Source organism: Pseudomonas sp. MF09150 (assembly GCF_059862355.1).
Genome location: NZ_JCBCUS010000007.1, coordinates 240,766 through 259,404, shown reverse-complemented (window position 1 = coordinate 259,404; position 18,639 = coordinate 240,766). Strand labels below are relative to the sequence as shown.

Here is an 18,639-nt window from a genome sequence, read left to right as displayed (position 1 = left end):
TTCAAGAGCAGCGCCCGGTCCTTTATTTCACGACAGAATGATGACTGTTTGATGACGCTCCGAGGAGCGTCAGCATTAAATTGCCATCATTGTCAGTGCTTGGCGACCGAGGTGTTGAGCTTCAGGTAATCGAGCAGGATGCGCCCGGTTTCGCTGAGGTAGGCATCGTCTTCCGGTTTGGTCTTGTCCGGTTCGGCGGCGGCCAGTGCGTCTTCGTCCTCTTTCTTCAGCTCTTTCAGCGGGTCCTCGCCCTTGGCCTTGCGGCGGGCGTTTTCCAGGGCCAGTTGCTTGGCTTCGATGTCGGCATGTTGTGCGCGGCGTTCGACTTCGTTGAGGCTGACGGTCTTCTCGGCCATCAGTTTCTGCGCCAGGGCCAGCTTGTCGCGGATAAAGACGAATTCCGCGTCTTTGGCCGAACGTGCTTCATGTTCCGACTTGAGCTGTGCCAGGTACGGTTTGAACGGGTCTACCGCAGGCTTGATCGAAGGACGAATGGTGTCCCACGGCATGGCTTCGGGCAGGGCGCTCTCGCCGATTTCCTTGGTGTCGATGATCGATGGGAAGTTGACGTCCGGCAGTACGCCCTGATGCTGGGTGCTCTGCCCGGAAACCCGGTAGAACTTGGCCAGGGTCAGCTTCAGCTCGCCATGGTTGAGCGGCTGAATGGTTTGCACCGTGCCTTTGCCGAAGGTCTGGCCGCCGACGATCAATGCGCGGTGGTAGTCCTGCATCGCACCGGCGAAAATCTCCGAGGCCGACGCCGAGAGGCGGTTGACCAGCAGCGCCATCGGGCCTTTGTAGAAGGCACCCGGGTTCTCATCTTCCAGCACATCCACGCGGCCATCAGCGTTGCGCACAAGTACGGTCGGGCCTTTGTCGATAAACAGGCTGGTCAGCTCGGTGGCTTCCTGCAGCGAGCCGCCACCGTTGTTACGCAGGTCGATGACCACGCCGTCGACTTTTTCCTTCTGCAACTCGGTCAGCAGTTTCTTCACATCACGAGTGGTGCTCTTGTAGTCCGGATCGCCGGCACGGAAGGCCTTGAAGTCCAGGTAGAAGGCCGGGATCTCGATCACCCCGAGCTTGTAGTCCTTGCCGTCCTGTTTCAGGTTGAGGACCGACTTCTTCACCGCCTGGTCTTCGAGCTTCACCGCTTCGCGGGTGATCGGCACGATCTTGCTGGTCTGGTCGTTTGGCGCATTGCTGGCCGGGATCACCTCCAGGCGCACCAGGGTGCCTTTCGGGCCACGGATCAGCTTGACCACTTCGTCCAGGCGCCAGCCGACCACGTCGACCATTTCCTTGTCGCCCTGGGCGACACCGATGATCTTGTCTGCCGGTGCCACTTGTTTGGTCTTGTCTGCCGGGCCAGCCGGCACCAGGCGTACGACCTTGACCTGGTCGTTGTCGCTCTGCAACACGGCGCCGATGCCTTCCAGCGACAGGCTCATGTTGATGTCGAAGTTTTCCGCGTTATCTGGCGACAGATAGTTGGTGTGCGGATCGTATGACATGGCGAAGGTGTTGATGTAGGCCTGGAAGATGTCTTCGGCACGGGTCTGGTCCAGGCGCGCCAACTGGTTCTTGTAGCGCTTGGTCAGCAGTTCCTGGATGGCCTTGGGCTCTTTGCCCGCGATCTTCAGGCGCAGGACTTCATCCTTGACGCGTTTGCGCCACAGGTCGTCGAGCTCTGCGGTGGTCTTGAGCCAGGGAGCGTCCTTGCGATCGATCAGCAAGGTTTCCTTGGTGGTGAAATCGAATTTGTCGACGCCCTTGTCCAGCTCTGCCAAGGCGAAATCGAGACGGGTTTTGACCCGGTCCAGGTAGCGCTTGTAGATGGTGAACCCGGCGTTGAGGTCGCCGCTTTTCAGGAAGTCGTCGAACTGGGTTTTCCACTTGTCGAATTCGGCGATATCGCTGGCCAGAAAGTAGCTGCGCGAAGGGTCCAACAGCTTGATATAGCTGTCGTAGATAATTACCGAACGCGCATCATCCAGCGGAGGCTTGCTGTAATGGTGGCGCTTGAGCAGCTCGACGACGCTAAGGCTGGCAATCACCTCTTCGCGATCAGGCTGAAGTTTGTCCCAGCTATTGGCTGCGAACGTATTGGCCGACATCGGCAACAGGCCAATACCAATGAAAAGAGCGAGGGCGGTGCTGGGGAACAAATGCTTCATGCTGATTCGACGCGGGGGCAATTGATAACGCATATTAGGCCGTCTTTGAAGTCGCCGGTTCCATAAGGGCCGGTCGCATAATGCAAAAAGCCCGGCGCTACAGCATCGGGCTCAGTCCAGACTCACTATGGAGGCACTGTGAAAGCATTGCAAGGCGTTGAAGGTCAAGTGGAGTGGGTTGAAGAGCCGAGCCCTGCGTGTGATGTAGGTCAAGTTCGCATCCGGGTGGCCGCTGCCGGCCTGAATCGAGCCGATTTGCTGCAGAAGGCCGGGCTCTATCCACCGCCGCCCGGTGCGAGCCAGGTGCTGGGGCTGGAATGCTCCGGAGTGATCAGTGAGGTGGGGCCGGGGGCCTCGTGGCAGATCGGCGACCGGGTGTGTGCACTGTTGGCTGGCGGCGGCATGGCCGAGGAAGTGGTGGTCGATGCCCGTCATGTATTGCCGGTACCGGAAGGCCTGTCCCTGGCCGAGGCCGCGGCCTTGCCGGAGGTGTACAGCACGGCGTGGTTGAATCTGTTCCAGCTGGCGGCGCTCAAGCCCGGGGAAAAGGTTCTGCTGCACGCCGGTGCCAGTGGCGTCGGTTCGGCGGCGATCCAGCTGTGCAAGGCCTTTGGCAATCCCTGTTGGGTCAGCGTCGGTTCGGCCGAGCGTCTGGCGTACTGTGAGTCCCTGGGCGCACAGGGGGGTGTGGTGCGTACCGATGGCCTTGAAGGCCTGAATGATTTTGCGCCGTTTGATGTGATTCTCGACCCGGTCGGTGCCAACTATGCCGCGCTCAACCTCAAGCTGCTGGCCCGTGACGGGCGTTGGGCACTGATTGGCTTGATGGGGGGGCGCGAGGCGAAATTGGACCTGGCCCAGGTGTTGGCCAAGCGTGTGCAATTGCTCGGTTCGACCCTGCGCAGCCGCGACGAGCAATTCAAGGCAGACTTGTTCAGCGACCTGAGCCAACACGTCTGGCCCCTGTTCGCCGAAGGGCGCCTGAGCCCGCAACTGGCCAGGGCCTACCCGATCAAGGATGCCGAAGCGGCATTTGCCGAACTGGCGACCAATCAGGTCTCGGGCAAGCTGGTGCTGGTGATTGATCCCACCTTGGTTTGACCGTCACTCGTAGCCGCTGCCGTGAGGCTGCCCTGGCGGTGTCGAGCGGTGGGAAATCGCTGTTGAGATGCGGCGTTGTCGAGGGGCAACGCAGCCTTCGGCAGCGGCTACAGAGAGGGTAGCCGCGGCCCTATCAGGCGCTGGGTTACTTCCAGTGATGAATCGGCCAGCCGGCTTTTTCGGCATGTTCGCGCAGCACCGGGTCGGGGTTGACCGCGTGGGGGTGGTCGACCTTGAGCAGCAACGGCAAATCGTTGCGCGAGTCGGAATAGAAGCTTGCGCCCTCGAGGTTTTCCTCTTCTTCATCCAGCCATTGCAGGAGCCGAGTGATCTTGCCCTCGCGGTAGGTCAGGGTACCGACGGTGTTGCCGCTGTAGACCCCGTGGGTGACTTCCAGCTCGATCCCCAGCACTTCATCGATGCCTAGGCGCTCGGCAATCGGCTTGACCAGGTGCGTGCCCGAGGCCGAGATCACCAGGATCCGGTCACCGGCCTGGCGATGGGCGGCGATGGCCTTGCAGGCGTCGCTGTAGATGATCGGTTCGATCACGTCTTCGACCCAGGGTCCTACCAGGTGAGCGACTTCTTCCGGGGTGCGCCCGGCCATGGGTTCCAGGCTGAAACTCATGAACTCTTCCATCGCCAGCTTGCCGTGGCTGTAGGCGTCCATCAGCTCGTGGTTGCGGCGCATGAACGACTCGCTGTCGACCCAGCCCAGGCGCCCCATCTGCTCGCTCCAGAGGGTGGCGCAGTCGCCGTGAATCAGGGTTTCGTCCAGATCAAAAATTGCCAGGGCCATCAGTGCAGGTCTCTCTTCAGAAGCGTTGCTGTCAAAGGCATCAGGCTACCTCACACAGGGCCGAGGGATCGATGGAAAGTGCCAGGCGCTGGCCGTCGGCATGCAAGTCGGCCGCCGAACGGTTGAGCACATCGACCACCAATTCCACGCCCCGGGCTTCCACGCGATAGCGAATCACATTGCCCAGCAGGCTGTGGCTACGCACGAGGGCGTCAGGCTCGCCGCTGTGGCTGAGTTCAATGGCTTCCGGGCGAATCGCGATGCGTCCGCTGATCGTCCGTTGCAGCAAGCGGCTCGCGCTCTCGGCGTCCAGCAGGTTGTAGTTGCCGATAAACCCGGCGGCGAATGCATCCACTGGCGCGGTGTAGAGGGTCTCGGCGTCGCCGCTCTGGACGATCCGCCCCTGGTTCATCAGGAAGATCCGGTCGGACATGGTCAGGGCTTCTTCCTGGTCATGGGTCACGAAAATCGTGGTCAGGCCCAGCTCGCGCTGGATCTGCCGGATCTGCTCGCGCAGGTGCTTGCGGATCCGCGCATCCAGGGCCGACAGCGGCTCATCGAGCAGCAGCAGGCGCGGGCGGGTCACCAGGGAGCGGGCCAGGGCCACGCGCTGACATTGGCCGCCGGACAGCTGATGGGGGTAGCGCCCGGCAAACTCATTGAGCTCGACCAATTGCAGGGCTTCGAGCACGCGCTTGTGGCTGTCGTCGGCGTTGACCTTCTGCATCCGCAGGCCAAAGGCGACGTTCTGTTCCACGGTCATGTTGGGGAACAGCGCGTAGCTCTGGAACACCATGCCGATTCCGCGTTTCTGCGGGCTCAGCGGCACGATGTCCTGGCCTTCGAGAAGGATTTTGCCGGCGTCCACCGGGGTCAACCCGGCGATGCAGCGCAGCAGGGTGGATTTGCCGCAGCCGGAGGGGCCGAGCAGGGTGACGAACTCGCCCTTGGCGATTTCGCAATTGATGTCGCTGAACACCGGCGTGGCGGCGGCGCCTTTTTGCCCGTAACTTTTTTGCAGATGCTGGACGCTGACATAGCTCATTGGCTTTTGTCCTTGTTCAAAGTGTTGGCGGCCCAGGTCAGGACCAGGACAAAGAGGAAGTACGAGATCACCAGCGCACTGGTGAAGTGGCCACTGCTGTTGCGCATGTTGTTGAGGTAGACCTGCAGGGTTTCATAGCGGGTGCCGACCAGGATGTTGGCGAACACAAACTCGCCGAACAGGAACGAGAACGACAGCAGCAACGCCACCATCAAGCCTTTGCGCAGGTTCGGCAGCACCACCAGGATCGCCGCCTGCCAGGTACTGGCGCCCAGCAATTGGGCTGCATCCATGAGGTCGCGCAGGTTGATTGCCTGCAGGTTGTTGGTGATCGCCCGGTACATGAACGGCAAGGCGACGGTGAAGTAGCAGCCGATCAGGATCCACGGCGTGCCGACCATGGCGAAGGGGCCTGAACCGTAAAGCTGCAACAGGCCGACCGACGACACCACCGGCGGCACCGCGAAGGGCAGCAGGATCAGGATATTCATCAGCGCGTCGAGCTTGGGGAAGTGGTAATGCACGACAAACAGCAACGGCAGGATCAGCACCACCGACAGGATCAAGGCGCCGACGCAGACCAGCAGTGACTGGCCGAATGCGCTCAGAAAACGCGGATCGCTCCACAGCTGCACGAACCACTTGAAGGTGAAACCGCTGGGCAGGATGGTCGCCGACCAACTGCTGGCAAGGGAGTAGATCAGGGTCCCGGCGAGGGGCAGCAACAGGATCACGAACAGCAGGTAGACCACTACCCGGTGGTAGAGGTGGGCGGAGCCTTGTTCAGCGCGAGACATGGTAGCTCCTCTTCAGCAGCAACTGATGGACGATGGTCACCAGGGTCATCAGCGCTACCAGCACCACGGCCAGGGCGCTGGCCATGTTCGGGTCCAGGGAAATATCCCCCGACACCATCGCCGCGATGCGGATCGGCAGCACGTTGAAGTTACCAGTGGTCAGGGCAAATACCGTGGCGTAGGCGCCCAGGGCATTGGCCAAGAGGATGACGAACGTGCCGAGCAGGGCCGGGGTCAGCACGGGCAAGCCGATGTGGCGCCAGAACTGCCAGCCATTGGCCCCAAGCAGGGAAGCCGACTCGCGCCAGTCTTCGCGCAGGGCATCGAACGCCGGGTACAGCAGCAGGACGCCGAGGGGAATCTGGAAGTAGGTGTAGAGAATGATCAGCCCGGTCTTGGAGTACAGGTTGAAGTCTTGAATGATCCCCGACTGCTTGAGCATCAGGGTGATGGTGCCGTTGAAGCCCAGCAGGATGATGAACGCGAAGGCCAGTGGCACGCCGGAAAAGTTGCTGGTCATGTTGGCGAAGGCGTTCACGAAGTTGCGCAATCTGGAATCCACGCGACGCAGCGAGTAGCTGCCGAGCACCGCGATGACGATGCCGAACGTGCTGGACCAGAACGCCAGCTCCAGGCTGTACTGGATCGATTGCAGGTAGAACTTGGAGTTGAAGATCTTGCTGAAGTTGGCCAGGCCCCAGCCGAACTCTTCCGATCGCAGGCTGTTGATCATGACCCAGATCAGCGGCGCGATCTGGAACACGATGAAGAACAGGGCGAAAGGCACCAGGCACAGGATCGCCAGCCATTTACCACGGGTGACTGAATTCACTTCAACAGCTCCCGGCATGCAGGTTTGTCGTGGGGGACGCCGAGCAACTCGCAGACCGTGCCGCACAATTGGGTCTGCGTGGGCGCGGCGTCAGGGTTGAAACTGAACGCATCACCGATCACGAACAGCGGCACTTCGCGCTCTTCGGGCAACAGGCCATTGTGCGAGCGGTCATTGTTCATGCCGTGGTCGGCGGTCACCAGCACCTGGTAACCGGCGTCGAGCCAGCCTTGCAGGTAGTCGGCCAGGATGATGTCGGCCGAGCGTGCGCTGTTGCGGTACTGCGCGGTGTCGAGGCCGTGCTTGTGCCCGGCATCGTCGATGTTCATCGGGTGCACCAGCAGGAAGTTCGGCGCGTGGCGCAAGCGCAGGTGCTCGGCGTCGGCGAACAGGTGCGAATCCGGGTAGTGATCATTCCAGTAGAAGTGCCCCTGCTGGATGGGCAGCTCCGGGTTGTCGGTATGCCGATCACGGGCCGCGACAAAGGGCGTCCGGTTATACAGCTCGCTGACCCAGTGATAGGCCGCCGCGGCGGTACTGAGCCCGGCATCCCGGGCGTAATGGAAGATGCTGCGTTGGGTCGATAGTCGCGAGACATTGTTGTGCACGATGCCGCTGTCGATCGGCGGTACCCCGCTGAGGATGCATTCATAGAGCGGGCGAGACAGGGCGGGCAGTTCGCATTCGAGCTGGTACAGCGCTGCGCGCCCTGCACCGCAGTAAGCCTGAAGGTGGCCCATGGCATCTCGGGCGACCTGGTAATTCAGGCCGTCGAGCACCACCAGGATGACGTTGTGCTTCATGGGTTGCAGGACTCCGGATCAGATACAGCGTTGAACCGCCAGGAGCCGGCAACCCGGCCCCTGGGGATTACAGCCTTACTGCATGTTGATGATCACTTCTTCCTGCCACTTCTGCGGCAGGCCTTTGGAGGTCTTTTCCCAGGCATCGGGGTCCTTGATCGGCGTGACGTGTTTGTATTGCTCGTTAGGCAGCAGGTTGGCCTGGACCTCGGCCGGCAGAGTCAGGTGTTCGGCACGGATCGGCCGGGCGTTGCCCCGTGCCAGGTTGGTCTGGCCGGCGTCGCTGAAGATGTATTCGCGTGCCAGTTTGGCGGCGTTCGGGTGCTTGGCGTATTTGTTGATGATGGTGGTGTAGCCGGAGATCACCGAACCGTCCGAAGGGATCAGCACGATGTAGTCGTCCTTGTTGACCATCTTGTTGCGATAGCTCAAGCCGTTGAAGTCCCAGACCACGCCGACTTCGACCTCACCCTTTTCCAAGGTGGCGATGGTCGGGTTGGCCAGGGACAGGCGTCCCTGCTTGGCGATTTCGGCGAACAGCAGCAAGGCCGGCTGGATGTTCTTTTCATCGCCGCCCTTGGCGATGGCGGCGGCCAATACACCGTTGGCGGCTTGCGCGGCGGTGCTGACGTCACCGATGGAAACCTTGTACTTGCCTTTCTCCAGGTCGGCCCAGCTTTTCGGCGCTTCGGACCCGTGCAGCAATTTCTTGTTGATGATGAAGGCAATGGTGCCGGTATAGGCCAGGGCCCAGTTGCCGTCCTTGTCCTTGGCCCAATCCGGGACCTGGGCCCAGGTGCTTGGCTTGTAAGGCTGAACCACGCCCTGCTTGACCGAGATCGGGCCGAAGGCGGCACCGACGTCGCCGATGTCGGCGCTGGCATTGTCTTTTTCGGCCGCGAACTTGGCGATTTCCTGGGCCGAGCTCATGTCGGTATCGATGTGCTTGAGGCCATAGAGTTTGGCCAGGTCGTCCCAGGTGCCTTTCCAGTTGGCCCAGTCATCGGGCATGCCGACGCTGTTGACCGCACCTTCCGCTTTCGCAGCGGCTTCCAGGGTTTTCAAATCGGTATCAGCCGCCATGGCTGCGGTGCACATGGCAATGGTCGAGCCTAACAGTGATGCCAGGAAAAGCTGTTTCATCCGAAGCTCCTTTGGGCGTGTTCAACGCTGCGTTTTTATCGACGTTTGCGGTTGGGTTGGTCTAGGTCAGCAATACCTGAGCCAATTTAGGCGTGCTGGATGACACTTTGATGTCGGCATCAGTCCTGCAAGGTTTTTGATGGCCGCAGGTTGGGCGCCGCGAGATAAGCGTAGACCATGGCTAAACAGCTGAAATGAAAGGACTTGGCGAAGTAATTGCAGGTGTCTGCAACAGCCGTTCGGCGGCTTTGTCATCTGTCAGTCATATGTATTGCCTAGGCTTTGGTCGACTTGCAGAGGCCTTGTTTGCCAGGCTGGCTGCCCTGTAACAGTGCTGGTCTAGTCCAGATAGGTAACGTTGATGCGCATCGATGCAACAAAGGCGGTAACCGCCATTGGCCAGGTCCTGCAGGAACAGATCGACCATGGCCTGCTGGCGGCAGGCAGCAAGCTGCCGGCCGAGCGCAAACTCAGTGAGTTGTTCGGCACCACCCGTATCACGGTGCGTGAGGCGTTGTTGCAGCTGGAAGCCCAGGGCCAGATTTATCGCGAGGAGCGCCGCGGCTGGTTTGTCTCGCCGCCACGGCTGGCTTACAACCTGATGCAGCGCAGCCACTTCCACGCCATGGTCAGTGCCCAGGGACGGGTACCTTCCACCGAGGTCATCTCCGCACGCTTGCAGCCGGCGTCGGCGGCGGTCTGTGCCTGGCTGCAACTGCCGGCGTTATCCAGCGTGATCCAGATCTGCCGGGCGCGACGCATCGATGAGCGGCTGGTGCTGTATGTCGAGCACTACCTGAACCCGCAGTACTTTCCGAAGATCCTCGATCTTGACCTGAACCAGTCGATCACCGAACTCTACGCCCGGCACTACGACCTGCATTACGGGCGGGTGCGCTTCGAGATCGTGCCGACCTCGTTGCAGGTGGAGGCGGCGGCGGCCTTGCGGGTGTCGGTGGGCAGCCCCGGATTGCGCATTGCCCGGGTCAACTACGACCAGCACGAGCGGCTGATCGATTGTGATCTGGAGTTCTGGCGCCATGATGCGATCCATGTCGGGGTCGACGTGGCCTGATACCGGCCACTGGCCAAGTGATCGGCGTGCAGGAGGGAGGGGCTTACTCTTTTTCTGCACCACCGGCGCCGGTGATCACCTGGATACTCATGCGTGGGGTCGCCAGATCCAGGCCTGCGGCGTCGAGGTGGCGCTTGAGCGACAGGTTGAAGGCCCGTGACACTTCCCATTGCTTGATCGGCGCGGTCTTGAAGCGTGCGCGCAGCACCGCGCTGCCGGATTCAAAGCTCTCTACACCCTGGATCTCCAGGGGCGACCAGATATTGCGCCGTTGCAGTGGGTCGGAACGCATCTTCTGGCCGACATCGCGCATCAGCTTGATGGCGTCATCAATCTCCATGTTGTAGGGGATGGCCACGCGGAAAATCGCGTAGCCGAACTCCCGGGAGTAGTTTTTGATGCTCTTGATTTCACTGAACGGGATGGTGTGCACGATGCCGTCGATGTCCCGCAGGCGCACGGTACGGATGGTCAGGCCCTCGACGGTGCCGAGGTGGCCGCCGACGTCGACGTAGTCATCGATAGCCAGGGAATCTTCAATGATGATGAACAGGCCGGTGATCAGGTCGGCCACCAGGGACTGCGCACCGAAACCGATCGCCAGGCCGATCACACCGGCACCGGCCAGCAGCGGCGTGACGTTCATACCCATGTTGGCCAGGGCGACGATGGTGGCAATGATGAAGATGGCCACGAACAGCACGTTGCGGATCAGCGGCATCATGGTCTGCGCGCGGGCATTGGCCAGGCCTTTGCGCGAGCGGGTCAGGGCGTGATGCACGGCGGTGTCGCTGAGGATCCAGATCAGCCAGGCGAAGATCAGCGTGCCGGCGAGGCTGAACAGTTTGACGCTGACTTCGTGGCCCTCGCCTTCGGTGAAGCGGATCAGCGACATGCCCCAGACCCGTAATCCCAACTCGATAAACGCCAGCCAGACCAGCAGGTGGGCGAGGGTGTAGCAGAAGCTTTTCAGGCGTTCGGAATACAGCGCATGGCGCTTGTGTCCGCGCAGGGGCTTGAGCGAGTGGCGTCGCACCAGGCCGTTGATCACCATGCACAGTACCAGCAGCACGGTGCAGATCAGCGATTGACGCAGGGCGGTGCTGGTGTCGCCGGCGGAAACGAAGGTGGCGAACAGCGAGATGCCTACCAGCAGCAGCGCTGGCAAGTACCAGAACGTGCCAATGATTTCGATGGTATCGCTCAGCGCACGGCGGGTCAGGCGCCGCGACAGTGGCTGGTTACGGATCAGGTGGGCGATCGGGCGGCGAAAGCGCAGGATGAACACCGCCGTGGAAAGCGCCGCCATCACATTGGCGAGCGTGGCGGCGGTGTGCGCCAGGTGGCTGCCCAGGCTGGCCACCAGGCGCGGGTCGCTGAGGGCTTCGCCAAAGGCGGCAAAACTGCCGATCAACCACAGCGGGCGGAATGCCTGACGGCGCAGAATGTAGAGCGCGCGGTGACGATGCGGGCCGTCAAGCACCGAAAACGCCACCACGCAGATCGCCGAAAAGAAGGTGCCGACCACCAGCGCATACGCCAGGACCATGGCCAGGTCCTTGCCCAGGGAGGAAGGCAGGGCGTAGCTCATGTACACCGTGATCAACAGCGCGATCAGCCAGGGGCCGAGCTTGCGCAGGGCAAAGCGCAGCATGTCCCAGGTCTTGGGGTGTTGCGGCAGTTCCTCGGTCAGGCCAAAGCGCAGGCGGACCCGGTGGCTGATCCAGATCAGCGCGGCGGCCAGCAGGCTCCAGAGCATCAGGATCATGGCAAAGGCAAAGATGATCGGCAGCCATTCGCTGGCGGGCAGCATCAGCGCCGAGAGTTCGTCCTTGGCCTGGTCGAATTCTGCGGACCAGCGGTTGATCGGGCTGTCGGCACCGGAGAACTGTTTTTCCAGGCTCGCCAGGGTGCCGCCTATCAGGCCGAGCACGCCTTCCTCGCTGATCGGCTGAGCCTTTTTCGTGGTGTCGCGCAGCTTTTTCAGATCGGCCAGCAGCTTCGCCCGTTGCTGGTCGTTTTCCAGTGACTTGATCACTTCATCCAGGGATTGCCCCAGTGGCTGGTCGGCCTGGGCCTGGGTCTTGCTCGAGTTATTGAGCAGCCCCGGCAGGCCGACCGCCTGGGCAGCTGTCAGCGGCAGCAGGGTCAGCAGGCAGACAAGCAAGCAGTAGGGCAGGCGGAACAGACGAGCGAACACTGGGCGGGCAACCTCGGACAATAGCGGATCGACCGAGTGTACGAGGCAGTCCGGGCCAATGCGAGCTTGGCGGGCTGATTTATTCGGCGAGTTTGGCGAGGATCTTGTAGACCACTGTGCCGAGAATCAGCAGCATGCCCACCCACATGGTGAACACCCCGGCGTTTTTGTCGCGGAAGTTGAAGCCGATGGCCAGCAGGATCATCCCGGTCAGGATCGGAATGAGCATGGAGTGAAACGACGACATCGAGATCATGGCGACTGCCTTGTCAGAGAGAGTACTAATAAGTCTAGGTCGCTTTGCTGCGACCCGGATTGATGTGTATCAGAAACAAACCTGTAGCCGCTGCCGCAGGCTGCGCTGGTCCAATAAAACTGACACTTCCACTGCGCCCATTTCGGCCCGCGCAGCCTAGTGCCTCGGCAGCGGCTACAGGATTATGGCAACTCGCGGCTGGCGTAGAATGCGCTCAGCACTTTTACCAGATGCGCCAGGTCGTGGCTGCCGCACAGTTCACGAATCGAGTGCATGGCGAACGTCGGCAAGCCGATGTCCACGGTACGCACGCCCAGGTGGCTGGCGGTAATCGGGCCGATGGTCGAACCACATCCCATGTCGCTGCGCACCACAAAGCTCTGCACCGGCACTTCTTCGGCCATGCACAGGTGGCGGAAGAATCCGGCGGTTTCGCTGTTGGTGGCGTAGCGCTGGTTGCTGTTGACCTTGATCACCGGGCCAGCGTTGAGTTTCGGGCCATGGTTGGCATCGTGCTTGTCGGCATAGTTTGGGTGCACGCCGTGGGCATTGTCCGCAGAGATCAGCAGCGATTTCTGAATGGTGCGTACGAACTCATCACCTTCCGGCAGCAGGCGGCGCAGGGTCTGCTCCAGCATTGGTCCATCGGCACCGCAGGCCGAGCAGGAACCGACTTCTTCGTGGTCGTTGCACACCAGTACGCAGGTTTCATCGGTCTCGGCGGTCAGCAGGGCTTGCAGGCCCGCATAGCAGGACAACAGGTTGTCCAGGCGCGCGCCGGCGATAAAGTCGCCATGCAGGCCGATGATCGCCGCGCTCTGGGTGTCGTAGAAGCTCAGCTCGTAGTCGAGGACCACGTCGGCGTTCAAACCATGCTCGCGGGCCAGCTGATCGGTGAGCACGGCACGGAAATCCACGCGCTCGTCACCGGCAAATTGGGCCAGGATCGGCGGCAATTCAGTTTGGGCGTTGATCGCCCAGCCCTGGTTGGCCTCACGGTTGAGGTGAATGGCCAGGTTGGGAATGATCGCGATCGGCGCCTTGAAGTCGATCAGTTGGCTTTCAACCTTGCCATCACGACGGAAGGTGACGCGCCCGGCCAGCGACAGGTCGCGGTCGAACCACGGCGCCAGCAGCGCGCCGCCATAGACTTCGACACCCAGCTGCCAGAAGCCCTGGCGCTGCAACTCCGGCTGCGGCTTGACCCGCAGGCACGGGCTGTCGGTATGGGCGCCGACCAGGCGAATCCCGCCCTGCAGCGGCGAATGCCGGCCCAGCTTGAACGCGACAATCGAGGAGTCATTGCGAGTGACGTAATAGCGACCATTGGCTTCGGTGGTCCACGGCTCGCGCTCGTCGAGACGTTGAAAACCTGCCGCTTCCAGGCGCTGGACAAGGCTGGCGGTGGCATGGAAAGGGGTAGGGGAGGCCTTGAGGAAATCGATCAGGCCTTGGTTCAACTCTTCGCGCATAAGTAGCTCCAGACAGCAGTGGCGCGAGTTTAACGTATTGGCCCAAGGCATTGCAGGGACAACGCGGCGATTGTTGTCCGCTTGCCCCCGCGGCTCAGCCAACCACCAGTTGGCCGCTGAGATAGACGTCGCGCCGTTGCTTGCGCCCCACGTGCTCGTGTTTGCTGGGCTGGTAGAACGCGTGGAATTTCTCTGATGAGACGTTTTGTTGCTGGCCCACATATTCATCGACCAGGCGATCGTAATCGGCTTCGGTAATCAGTTTGTAGATTTCCCGCCGATAGAAAAAACCCAGTTGGAAGCCCAGGGTTTCGCTGTGGTGTTGGGCAGGCCTGGCAAAGCAGTTTTCGAAGTCGATGACTTTGAGTTCAGCGTCGACAGTAGGCGGCAGCATGATATTGCCGGCCCAGAAATCCATGTGGATGATTTCTTTCTGGGTCAGGGAACCCAGCAGGGCGAAGGCGTCGCGCACGAATTGCTCGACCCTCTCAGGGTGCTTTTGCAGCCACTCCACGCCGTTTATATGGTCTTCCAGCAGGTGGGTGATGATGAAGTATTCGTGGGTCAGCCCCAGGCGACCCTTGGTGTAGCCATAACCCTGCAGTGGAGGCATGTTGACCCCGCGACTCTGGGCTTCCTGAGTGTTGATCAACTCTTCCAGGGGCCAGTCGAAACGCCCATTGCGTTGTGGCTTGCCCAGGGTCACGCGGACTTTCGCCTTGAAACTGTCCAGAGGCTGGACTTTGGCGAACAGTGAAGTATCGGTGGTACTCAGGGGGGCACTGGCACGGGTCTGCTTTTTTTCGTGGCGATGTTTGATGAGTTTTTTGAGCGCTTGAGCGACCTTGCTGGAGGGTTTCTCACGAAGATGCAAGGTGGTGTTCAGAAAGGAAAACGTGAAAGGGTAATCAATGTGAAGATTCATACTGCTGAGCACGCTGGCATCCCGCCTTTATTTCTTCAATTTTGGATCCGAAACTTTTCACATTATTTCACAAAAAATTCACATTTAAGTTACATTTTTTTTGAGTTCTTTCACTACAAGGTGTTTCAAAAAAGCCCCTGGGATGAGGGGCTTTTTTGAGGCGGGCGCTGACTCCGGCAAGCATCAGAACGGCGCCGGGCACTCGAAGCGCAAGCGCTCGCCGCTTTGCGGGTGAGTGAAGCTGAGCATGCTGGCGTGCAGGCACAGGCGTGGCCAGGCGGCCAGGGCTTGTGGGTGCGCATACAGGCCGTCGCCAAGCAGGGGGTGGCCGATGGACAGCATGTGCACGCGCAGCTGGTGCGAGCGCCCGGTGATCGGTGTCAGCTCTACCCGGCACCAGTCGCCACAACGTTCCAGCACGCGCCAGAAGGTCAGGGCGTTCTTGCCAAATTCGTGATCGACCACATGGCGTGGTTTGGTCGGCGGGTCGTAGCGCAGGGGCAGGTCGATGCTGCCGCTGTCCAGTTCCGGCTGGCCCCAGCAGAGTGCGGTGTAGGCTTTTTCCGTTTCGCGGTCATGAAACTGGCGCGAGAGTTCGCGATGGGTGTCGGGGTCGCGAGCCAGCAGGATGATGCCTGAGGTTTCCCAGTCCAGGCGGTGGACGATTCGCGCTTCGGGGTAGCCGTTTTCCTGCAGGCGGGTAATCAGGCAGTCCTTGTTGTCATCGGCCCGGCCGGGCACGGAGAGCAGCAGCGTGGGCTTGTTCACCACCAGTACGGCGGCGTCCTGATGGATGATGCGGATATTCGACAGCGGCATTAAAACAGCCTCGTAACAAACGCCAACGGCGGCTCGGAAGCCTGATGCAGTGCACCAGGTCCCGAGCCGCCGTGGCTCCAGCGGGATCGATCAGCGATCCGGCAGGGTGATATTGAGTTCCAGAATCGAGCAGCTACCCTGGTTTTCCAGGGCGACGTGCACATCATCGGACCCGATATTGACGTACTTGCGGATCACTTCCACCAGTTCCTTCTGCAAGGCCGGCAAGTAATCGGGGGTGCTGCGCTGGCCGCGTTCATGCGCCACGATAATCTGCAGACGCTCTTTCGCTACCGACGCGGTACTTACCTTTTTATTGGCACGAAAGAAGTCAAAAAGATTCATTATCTACCTCCAAACAGGCGCTCGAAGAATCCCTTCTTCTCGACATCAAGGAACCGATGTTCCACGGTTTTGCCCAGCAAACGATCGACGGCATCGCTGTACGCCTGACCGGCGTCGCTCTGGTCGTCGAGAATGACCGGCACGCCCTGGTTGGAGGCCTTGAGCACCGCTTGAGATTCCGGGATGACACCCAGCAGGGTCACGGCGAGGATTTCCTTGACGTCTTCGACGCCAAGCATTTCGCCGTTACTGACGCGCTCGGGGTTGTAGCGGGTCAGCAGCAAATGTTCCTTGATCGGGTCTTCGCCTTTTTCGGCGCGGCGCGATTTGCTGGCCAGCAGGCCCAGCATGCGATCGGAGTCACGTACCGAAGACACTTCAGGGTTGGTCACGACAATCGCTTCGTCGGCGAAGTACATGGCCAGGTGAGCGCCTTTCTCGATACCGGCAGGGGAATCGCAGACCACGAACTCGAAGGTTTCCTTGAGTTCCATCAGGACTTTTTCCACGCCTTCGACGGTCAGCGCGTCTTTGTCGCGGGTCTGGCTGGCGGCCAGTACGTAGAGGTTTTCCAGGCGCTTGTCTTTGATCAGGGCTTGCTGCAGGTTGGCTTCGCCGTTGACCACATTGACGAAGTCGTACACCACGCGGCGTTCGCAGCCCATGATCAGGTCGAGGTTACGCAGGCCGACGTCGAAGTCGACGATGACTGTTTTGTGGCCGCGCAGAGCGAGGCCGGTACCGATAGCGGCGCTGGTGGTGGTCTTACCCACACCACCCTTGCCGGATGTAACCACGAGAATCTTGGCCAAGGTGTTTCACCCCTAAGGAAAAAGGACTTTTAGCCCCTGAAAAACATCTCTTGAAAACTACTTCAGTCGGACAGCCTGGGCTGGAGTTCGGTCAGCAGCAGGATTTACCCTCGGTAAACACCGCCTATTGCCAATTTCCCACTTCGTTTGAGCCGTTTTCGCTACGTTTTAGAGATGCTTGGAAAATGCGGCAGTATCCGTTAAAGACGAGTGATGTTCAACACGTCACCCGACAGGCTGACCTGCACGCCCGCACCCCATAACGGATCACGTCGCAAGTCTTCGGAAACCTTGTACTGGCCAGCGATGGAGACCAGTTCAGCGCTCAACTGCTGACAGAAAATCCTGGCCTTGGTATCACCCTTGACGCCCGCCAGTGCGCGACCGCGCATGGGGCCGTATACATGGATGTTGCCATCGGCGAGAAGTTCCGCACCCGGGCTGACCGAGGACACCACTACCAGATCGCCACCCTGGGCATAGATCTGCTGCCCGCCACGTACTGGCGAAGTGATGATGCGAGTCGGTTTTATGGTCGGTTCCGGCGGTTTTTCCGGTTTTTTGCGCAGCTCGTTTTCCTGCGGGTCGAGCGGCCGTTCGCGGGCGCCGGAGGGCGGCAGCACCGGCAGGTCGACGGCAATGGCCGCGGCAATGTCTTCGATGCGATTGGCGCGGATCGCCAGGGTACGCAGGCCATGCTGGCGACATACGCGCATCAGGCTCGGCAGATCGACTGCGCCTTCGCTGGCCGGCAGTTTGTCCAGGGCCAGCACCAGGGGGGCGTTGCTGAAGAAGTTCGGGGCCTGTGCCACCTTCGCGGCCAATTGGCGATCGAGGCCTTCAAGGTCGTTGCGGGCCAGTTCCAGCACAGTGATGGCGAGCATGCTGCCCTTTAACTGGAACACAGGATCTTGGTCTAGCGATTCGGTTTGGCTCATGGTCGGCATAAAGCGGCTTGTCACTAAAAGTGCCGAGACTTATAACGAGAACGCCCGCGAGCCGCAAGCCGGGTCGAACCGATGTAGAATGCGCGGCCTTGTTGTCTGTCCGGAATCTGTAATGGATCGCCCGCGTTTTCGAGCTGCATTTTTATCCCCGCGTTTCTGGCCGCTGTGGCTGGGCCTGGGCCTGTTGTGGCTGGTGGTCCAGCTGCCTTATCCCTTTATAGTCCGCCTGGGCCGTGTTTTGGGGGCGCTGATGTATAGGGTGGCCGGCGACCGGCGGCGGATTGCCAAGCGCAACCTGGAGCTGTGTTTCCCCGAGAAGTCAGTGGCCGAGCGCAAGCGCTTGCTCAAGGAAAACTTCGCCTCCACCGGTATCGCCTTCTTTGAGATGGCCATGAGCTGGTGGTGGTCCAAGCCGCGCCTGGCACGTCTGGCCCACGTCGAAGGGCTGGAGCATCTGAAGCAGGCGCAGCGCGAGGGCAAGGGCGTGATTCTCATGGCTCTGCACTTCACCACCCTGGAAATCGGCGCCGCTCTGCTCGGCCAGCAGCACACCATCGACGGTATGTACCGCGAGCATAAAAACCCGCTGTTCGACTTTATCCAGCGTCGCGGTCGCGAGCGGCATAACCTGGATTCCCTGGCGGTTGAGCGCGAGGACGTGCGCGGCATGCTCAAGCTGCTGCGTGCGGGCCGGGCGATCTGGTATGCACCCGATCAGGACTACGGCGCCAAGCAGAGCATTTTCGTGCCGTTCTTCGGGATTCAGGCCGCCACTGTGACCGCCACCAGCAAGTTCGCCCGCCTGGGCCGAGCGCTGGTGGTGCCCTTCACCCAGCAACGCCTGGCCGATGGCAGTGGCTACCGGTTGGTGATCCACCCACCGCTCAGCGACTTCCCCGGTGAAACCGAAGAGGCCGACTGCCTGCGCATCAACCAGTGGGTCGAAGCCGCCTTGCGTGAATGCCCGGAGCAATACCTCTGGGCCCACCGGCGTTTCAAGAGCCGGCCGCCGGGTGAGCCCAAGCTCTACGCCAAACGCGGTTGAGTTGATTTCTTTCAGGCCCCCTTGAACGCCATGGACGGAGTGTTGC

General features: G+C 60.7%; 18 protein-coding genes. 3 read left to right on the top strand and 15 right to left on the bottom strand.

Annotated elements, in window-relative coordinates:
• Nucleotides 1-92: 92 nt before the first annotated feature.
• Entirely contained in the window at nt 93-2,177 is a 2,085-nt protein-coding gene (locus AC19YX_RS24855) for a carboxy terminal-processing peptidase (RefSeq protein WP_177326754.1), read from the bottom strand.
• 138 nt (nt 2,178-2,315) lie between these two features.
• Here AC19YX_RS24855 and AC19YX_RS24850 point away from each other — a divergent pair, with 138 nt between their 5' ends.
• On the top strand, nt 2,316-3,278 hold the full coding sequence (locus tag AC19YX_RS24850) for a zinc-binding dehydrogenase (protein ID WP_078470759.1): 963 nt from the start codon (nt 2,316-2,318) through the stop codon (nt 3,276-3,278).
• Between the two features lie 145 nt (nt 3,279-3,423).
• Here the strand turns inward: AC19YX_RS24850 and AC19YX_RS24845 are convergent, their stop codons facing one another.
• The 6 genes from AC19YX_RS24845 to AC19YX_RS24820 all read right to left on the bottom strand — a co-directional run bounded on the left by AC19YX_RS24845 (nt 3,424) and on the right by AC19YX_RS24820 (nt 8,697).
• Entirely contained in the window at nt 3,424-4,077 is a 654-nt protein-coding gene (locus tag AC19YX_RS24845) for an HAD family hydrolase (RefSeq protein WP_020295550.1), read from the bottom strand.
• 40 nt (nt 4,078-4,117) lie between these two features.
• The gene (locus AC19YX_RS24840) at nt 4,118-5,122 is read right to left on the bottom strand and encodes an ABC transporter ATP-binding protein (protein WP_500607243.1); all 1,005 of its coding nucleotides are present in this window, start codon (nt 5,120-5,122) and stop codon (nt 4,118-4,120) included.
• A complete protein-coding gene (locus AC19YX_RS24835) occupies nt 5,119-5,919 on the bottom strand; it encodes an ABC transporter permease (RefSeq protein WP_078470757.1) in 801 nt (266 codons plus the stop codon). Before AC19YX_RS24835 ends, AC19YX_RS24840 begins: the two co-directional genes overlap by 4 nt.
• Nucleotides 5,906-6,769 carry an ABC transporter permease gene (locus AC19YX_RS24830; protein ID WP_500607242.1) on the bottom strand — a complete coding sequence of 288 codons (864 nt, stop codon included), beginning with the start codon at nt 6,767-6,769 and terminating at the stop codon, nt 5,906-5,908. Before AC19YX_RS24830 ends, AC19YX_RS24835 begins: the two co-directional genes overlap by 14 nt.
• Nucleotides 6,748-7,554: an alkaline phosphatase family protein gene (locus tag AC19YX_RS24825; RefSeq protein WP_201131948.1), complete on the bottom strand. Its 807-nt coding sequence runs from the start codon at nt 7,552-7,554 to the stop codon at nt 6,748-6,750. Before AC19YX_RS24825 ends, AC19YX_RS24830 begins: the two co-directional genes overlap by 22 nt.
• Nucleotides 7,555-7,629: 75 nt before the next feature.
• On the bottom strand, nt 7,630-8,697 hold the full coding sequence (locus tag AC19YX_RS24820; RefSeq protein WP_500607241.1) for an ABC transporter substrate-binding protein: 1,068 nt from the start codon (nt 8,695-8,697) through the stop codon (nt 7,630-7,632).
• A 361-nt stretch (nt 8,698-9,058) separates the two neighbouring features.
• Between AC19YX_RS24820 and AC19YX_RS24815 the strand changes: the two genes are divergently transcribed.
• Nucleotides 9,059-9,772 (top strand): UTRA domain-containing protein, encoded by a 714-nt coding sequence (locus tag AC19YX_RS24815; protein WP_020295544.1) that lies wholly within the window; start codon nt 9,059-9,061, stop codon nt 9,770-9,772.
• A gap of 43 nt (nt 9,773-9,815) precedes the next feature.
• On the opposite strand, the gene AC19YX_RS24810 is transcribed toward AC19YX_RS24815, so the two are convergent.
• The 8 genes from AC19YX_RS24810 to minC all read right to left on the bottom strand — a co-directional run bounded on the left by AC19YX_RS24810 (nt 9,816) and on the right by minC (nt 17,539).
• Nucleotides 9,816-11,972, bottom strand: coding sequence for a mechanosensitive ion channel family protein (locus AC19YX_RS24810; protein ID WP_078470753.1), 2,157 nt, complete (start codon nt 11,970-11,972; stop codon nt 9,816-9,818).
• Nucleotides 11,973-12,051: 79 nt separating this feature from the next.
• A complete protein-coding gene (locus AC19YX_RS24805; protein ID WP_020295542.1) occupies nt 12,052-12,228 on the bottom strand; it encodes a hypothetical protein in 177 nt (58 codons plus the stop codon).
• A gap of 182 nt (nt 12,229-12,410) precedes the next feature.
• A complete protein-coding gene (locus AC19YX_RS24800) occupies nt 12,411-13,700 on the bottom strand; it encodes a M18 family aminopeptidase (RefSeq protein WP_078470752.1) in 1,290 nt (429 codons plus the stop codon).
• Nucleotides 13,701-13,794: 94 nt separating this feature from the next.
• Complete coding sequence (locus AC19YX_RS24795) at nt 13,795-14,637, bottom strand: lipopolysaccharide kinase InaA family protein (protein ID WP_078470751.1); 843 nt, start codon at nt 14,635-14,637, stop codon at nt 13,795-13,797.
• Between the two features lie 171 nt (nt 14,638-14,808).
• On the bottom strand, nt 14,809-15,444 hold the full coding sequence (locus tag AC19YX_RS24790; RefSeq protein WP_020295539.1) for an RluA family pseudouridine synthase: 636 nt from the start codon (nt 15,442-15,444) through the stop codon (nt 14,809-14,811).
• A 90-nt stretch (nt 15,445-15,534) separates the two neighbouring features.
• Nucleotides 15,535-15,789 (bottom strand): cell division topological specificity factor MinE, encoded by a 255-nt coding sequence (gene minE, locus AC19YX_RS24785; RefSeq protein WP_019693048.1) that lies wholly within the window; start codon nt 15,787-15,789, stop codon nt 15,535-15,537.
• The gene (minD, locus tag AC19YX_RS24780; protein WP_020295538.1) at nt 15,789-16,601 is read right to left on the bottom strand and encodes a septum site-determining protein MinD; all 813 of its coding nucleotides are present in this window, start codon (nt 16,599-16,601) and stop codon (nt 15,789-15,791) included. The genes minE and minD overlap by 1 nt, the downstream gene beginning before the upstream one ends.
• Nucleotides 16,602-16,801: 200 nt before the next feature.
• Nucleotides 16,802-17,539, bottom strand: coding sequence for a septum site-determining protein MinC (gene minC / locus AC19YX_RS24775; protein ID WP_043228749.1), 738 nt, complete (start codon nt 17,537-17,539; stop codon nt 16,802-16,804).
• Nucleotides 17,540-17,660: 121 nt separating this feature from the next.
• Between minC and AC19YX_RS24770 the strand changes: the two genes are divergently transcribed.
• A complete protein-coding gene (locus tag AC19YX_RS24770; protein WP_201131944.1) occupies nt 17,661-18,593 on the top strand; it encodes a lipid A biosynthesis lauroyl acyltransferase in 933 nt (310 codons plus the stop codon).
• Nucleotides 18,594-18,639: the final 46 nt, after the last annotated feature.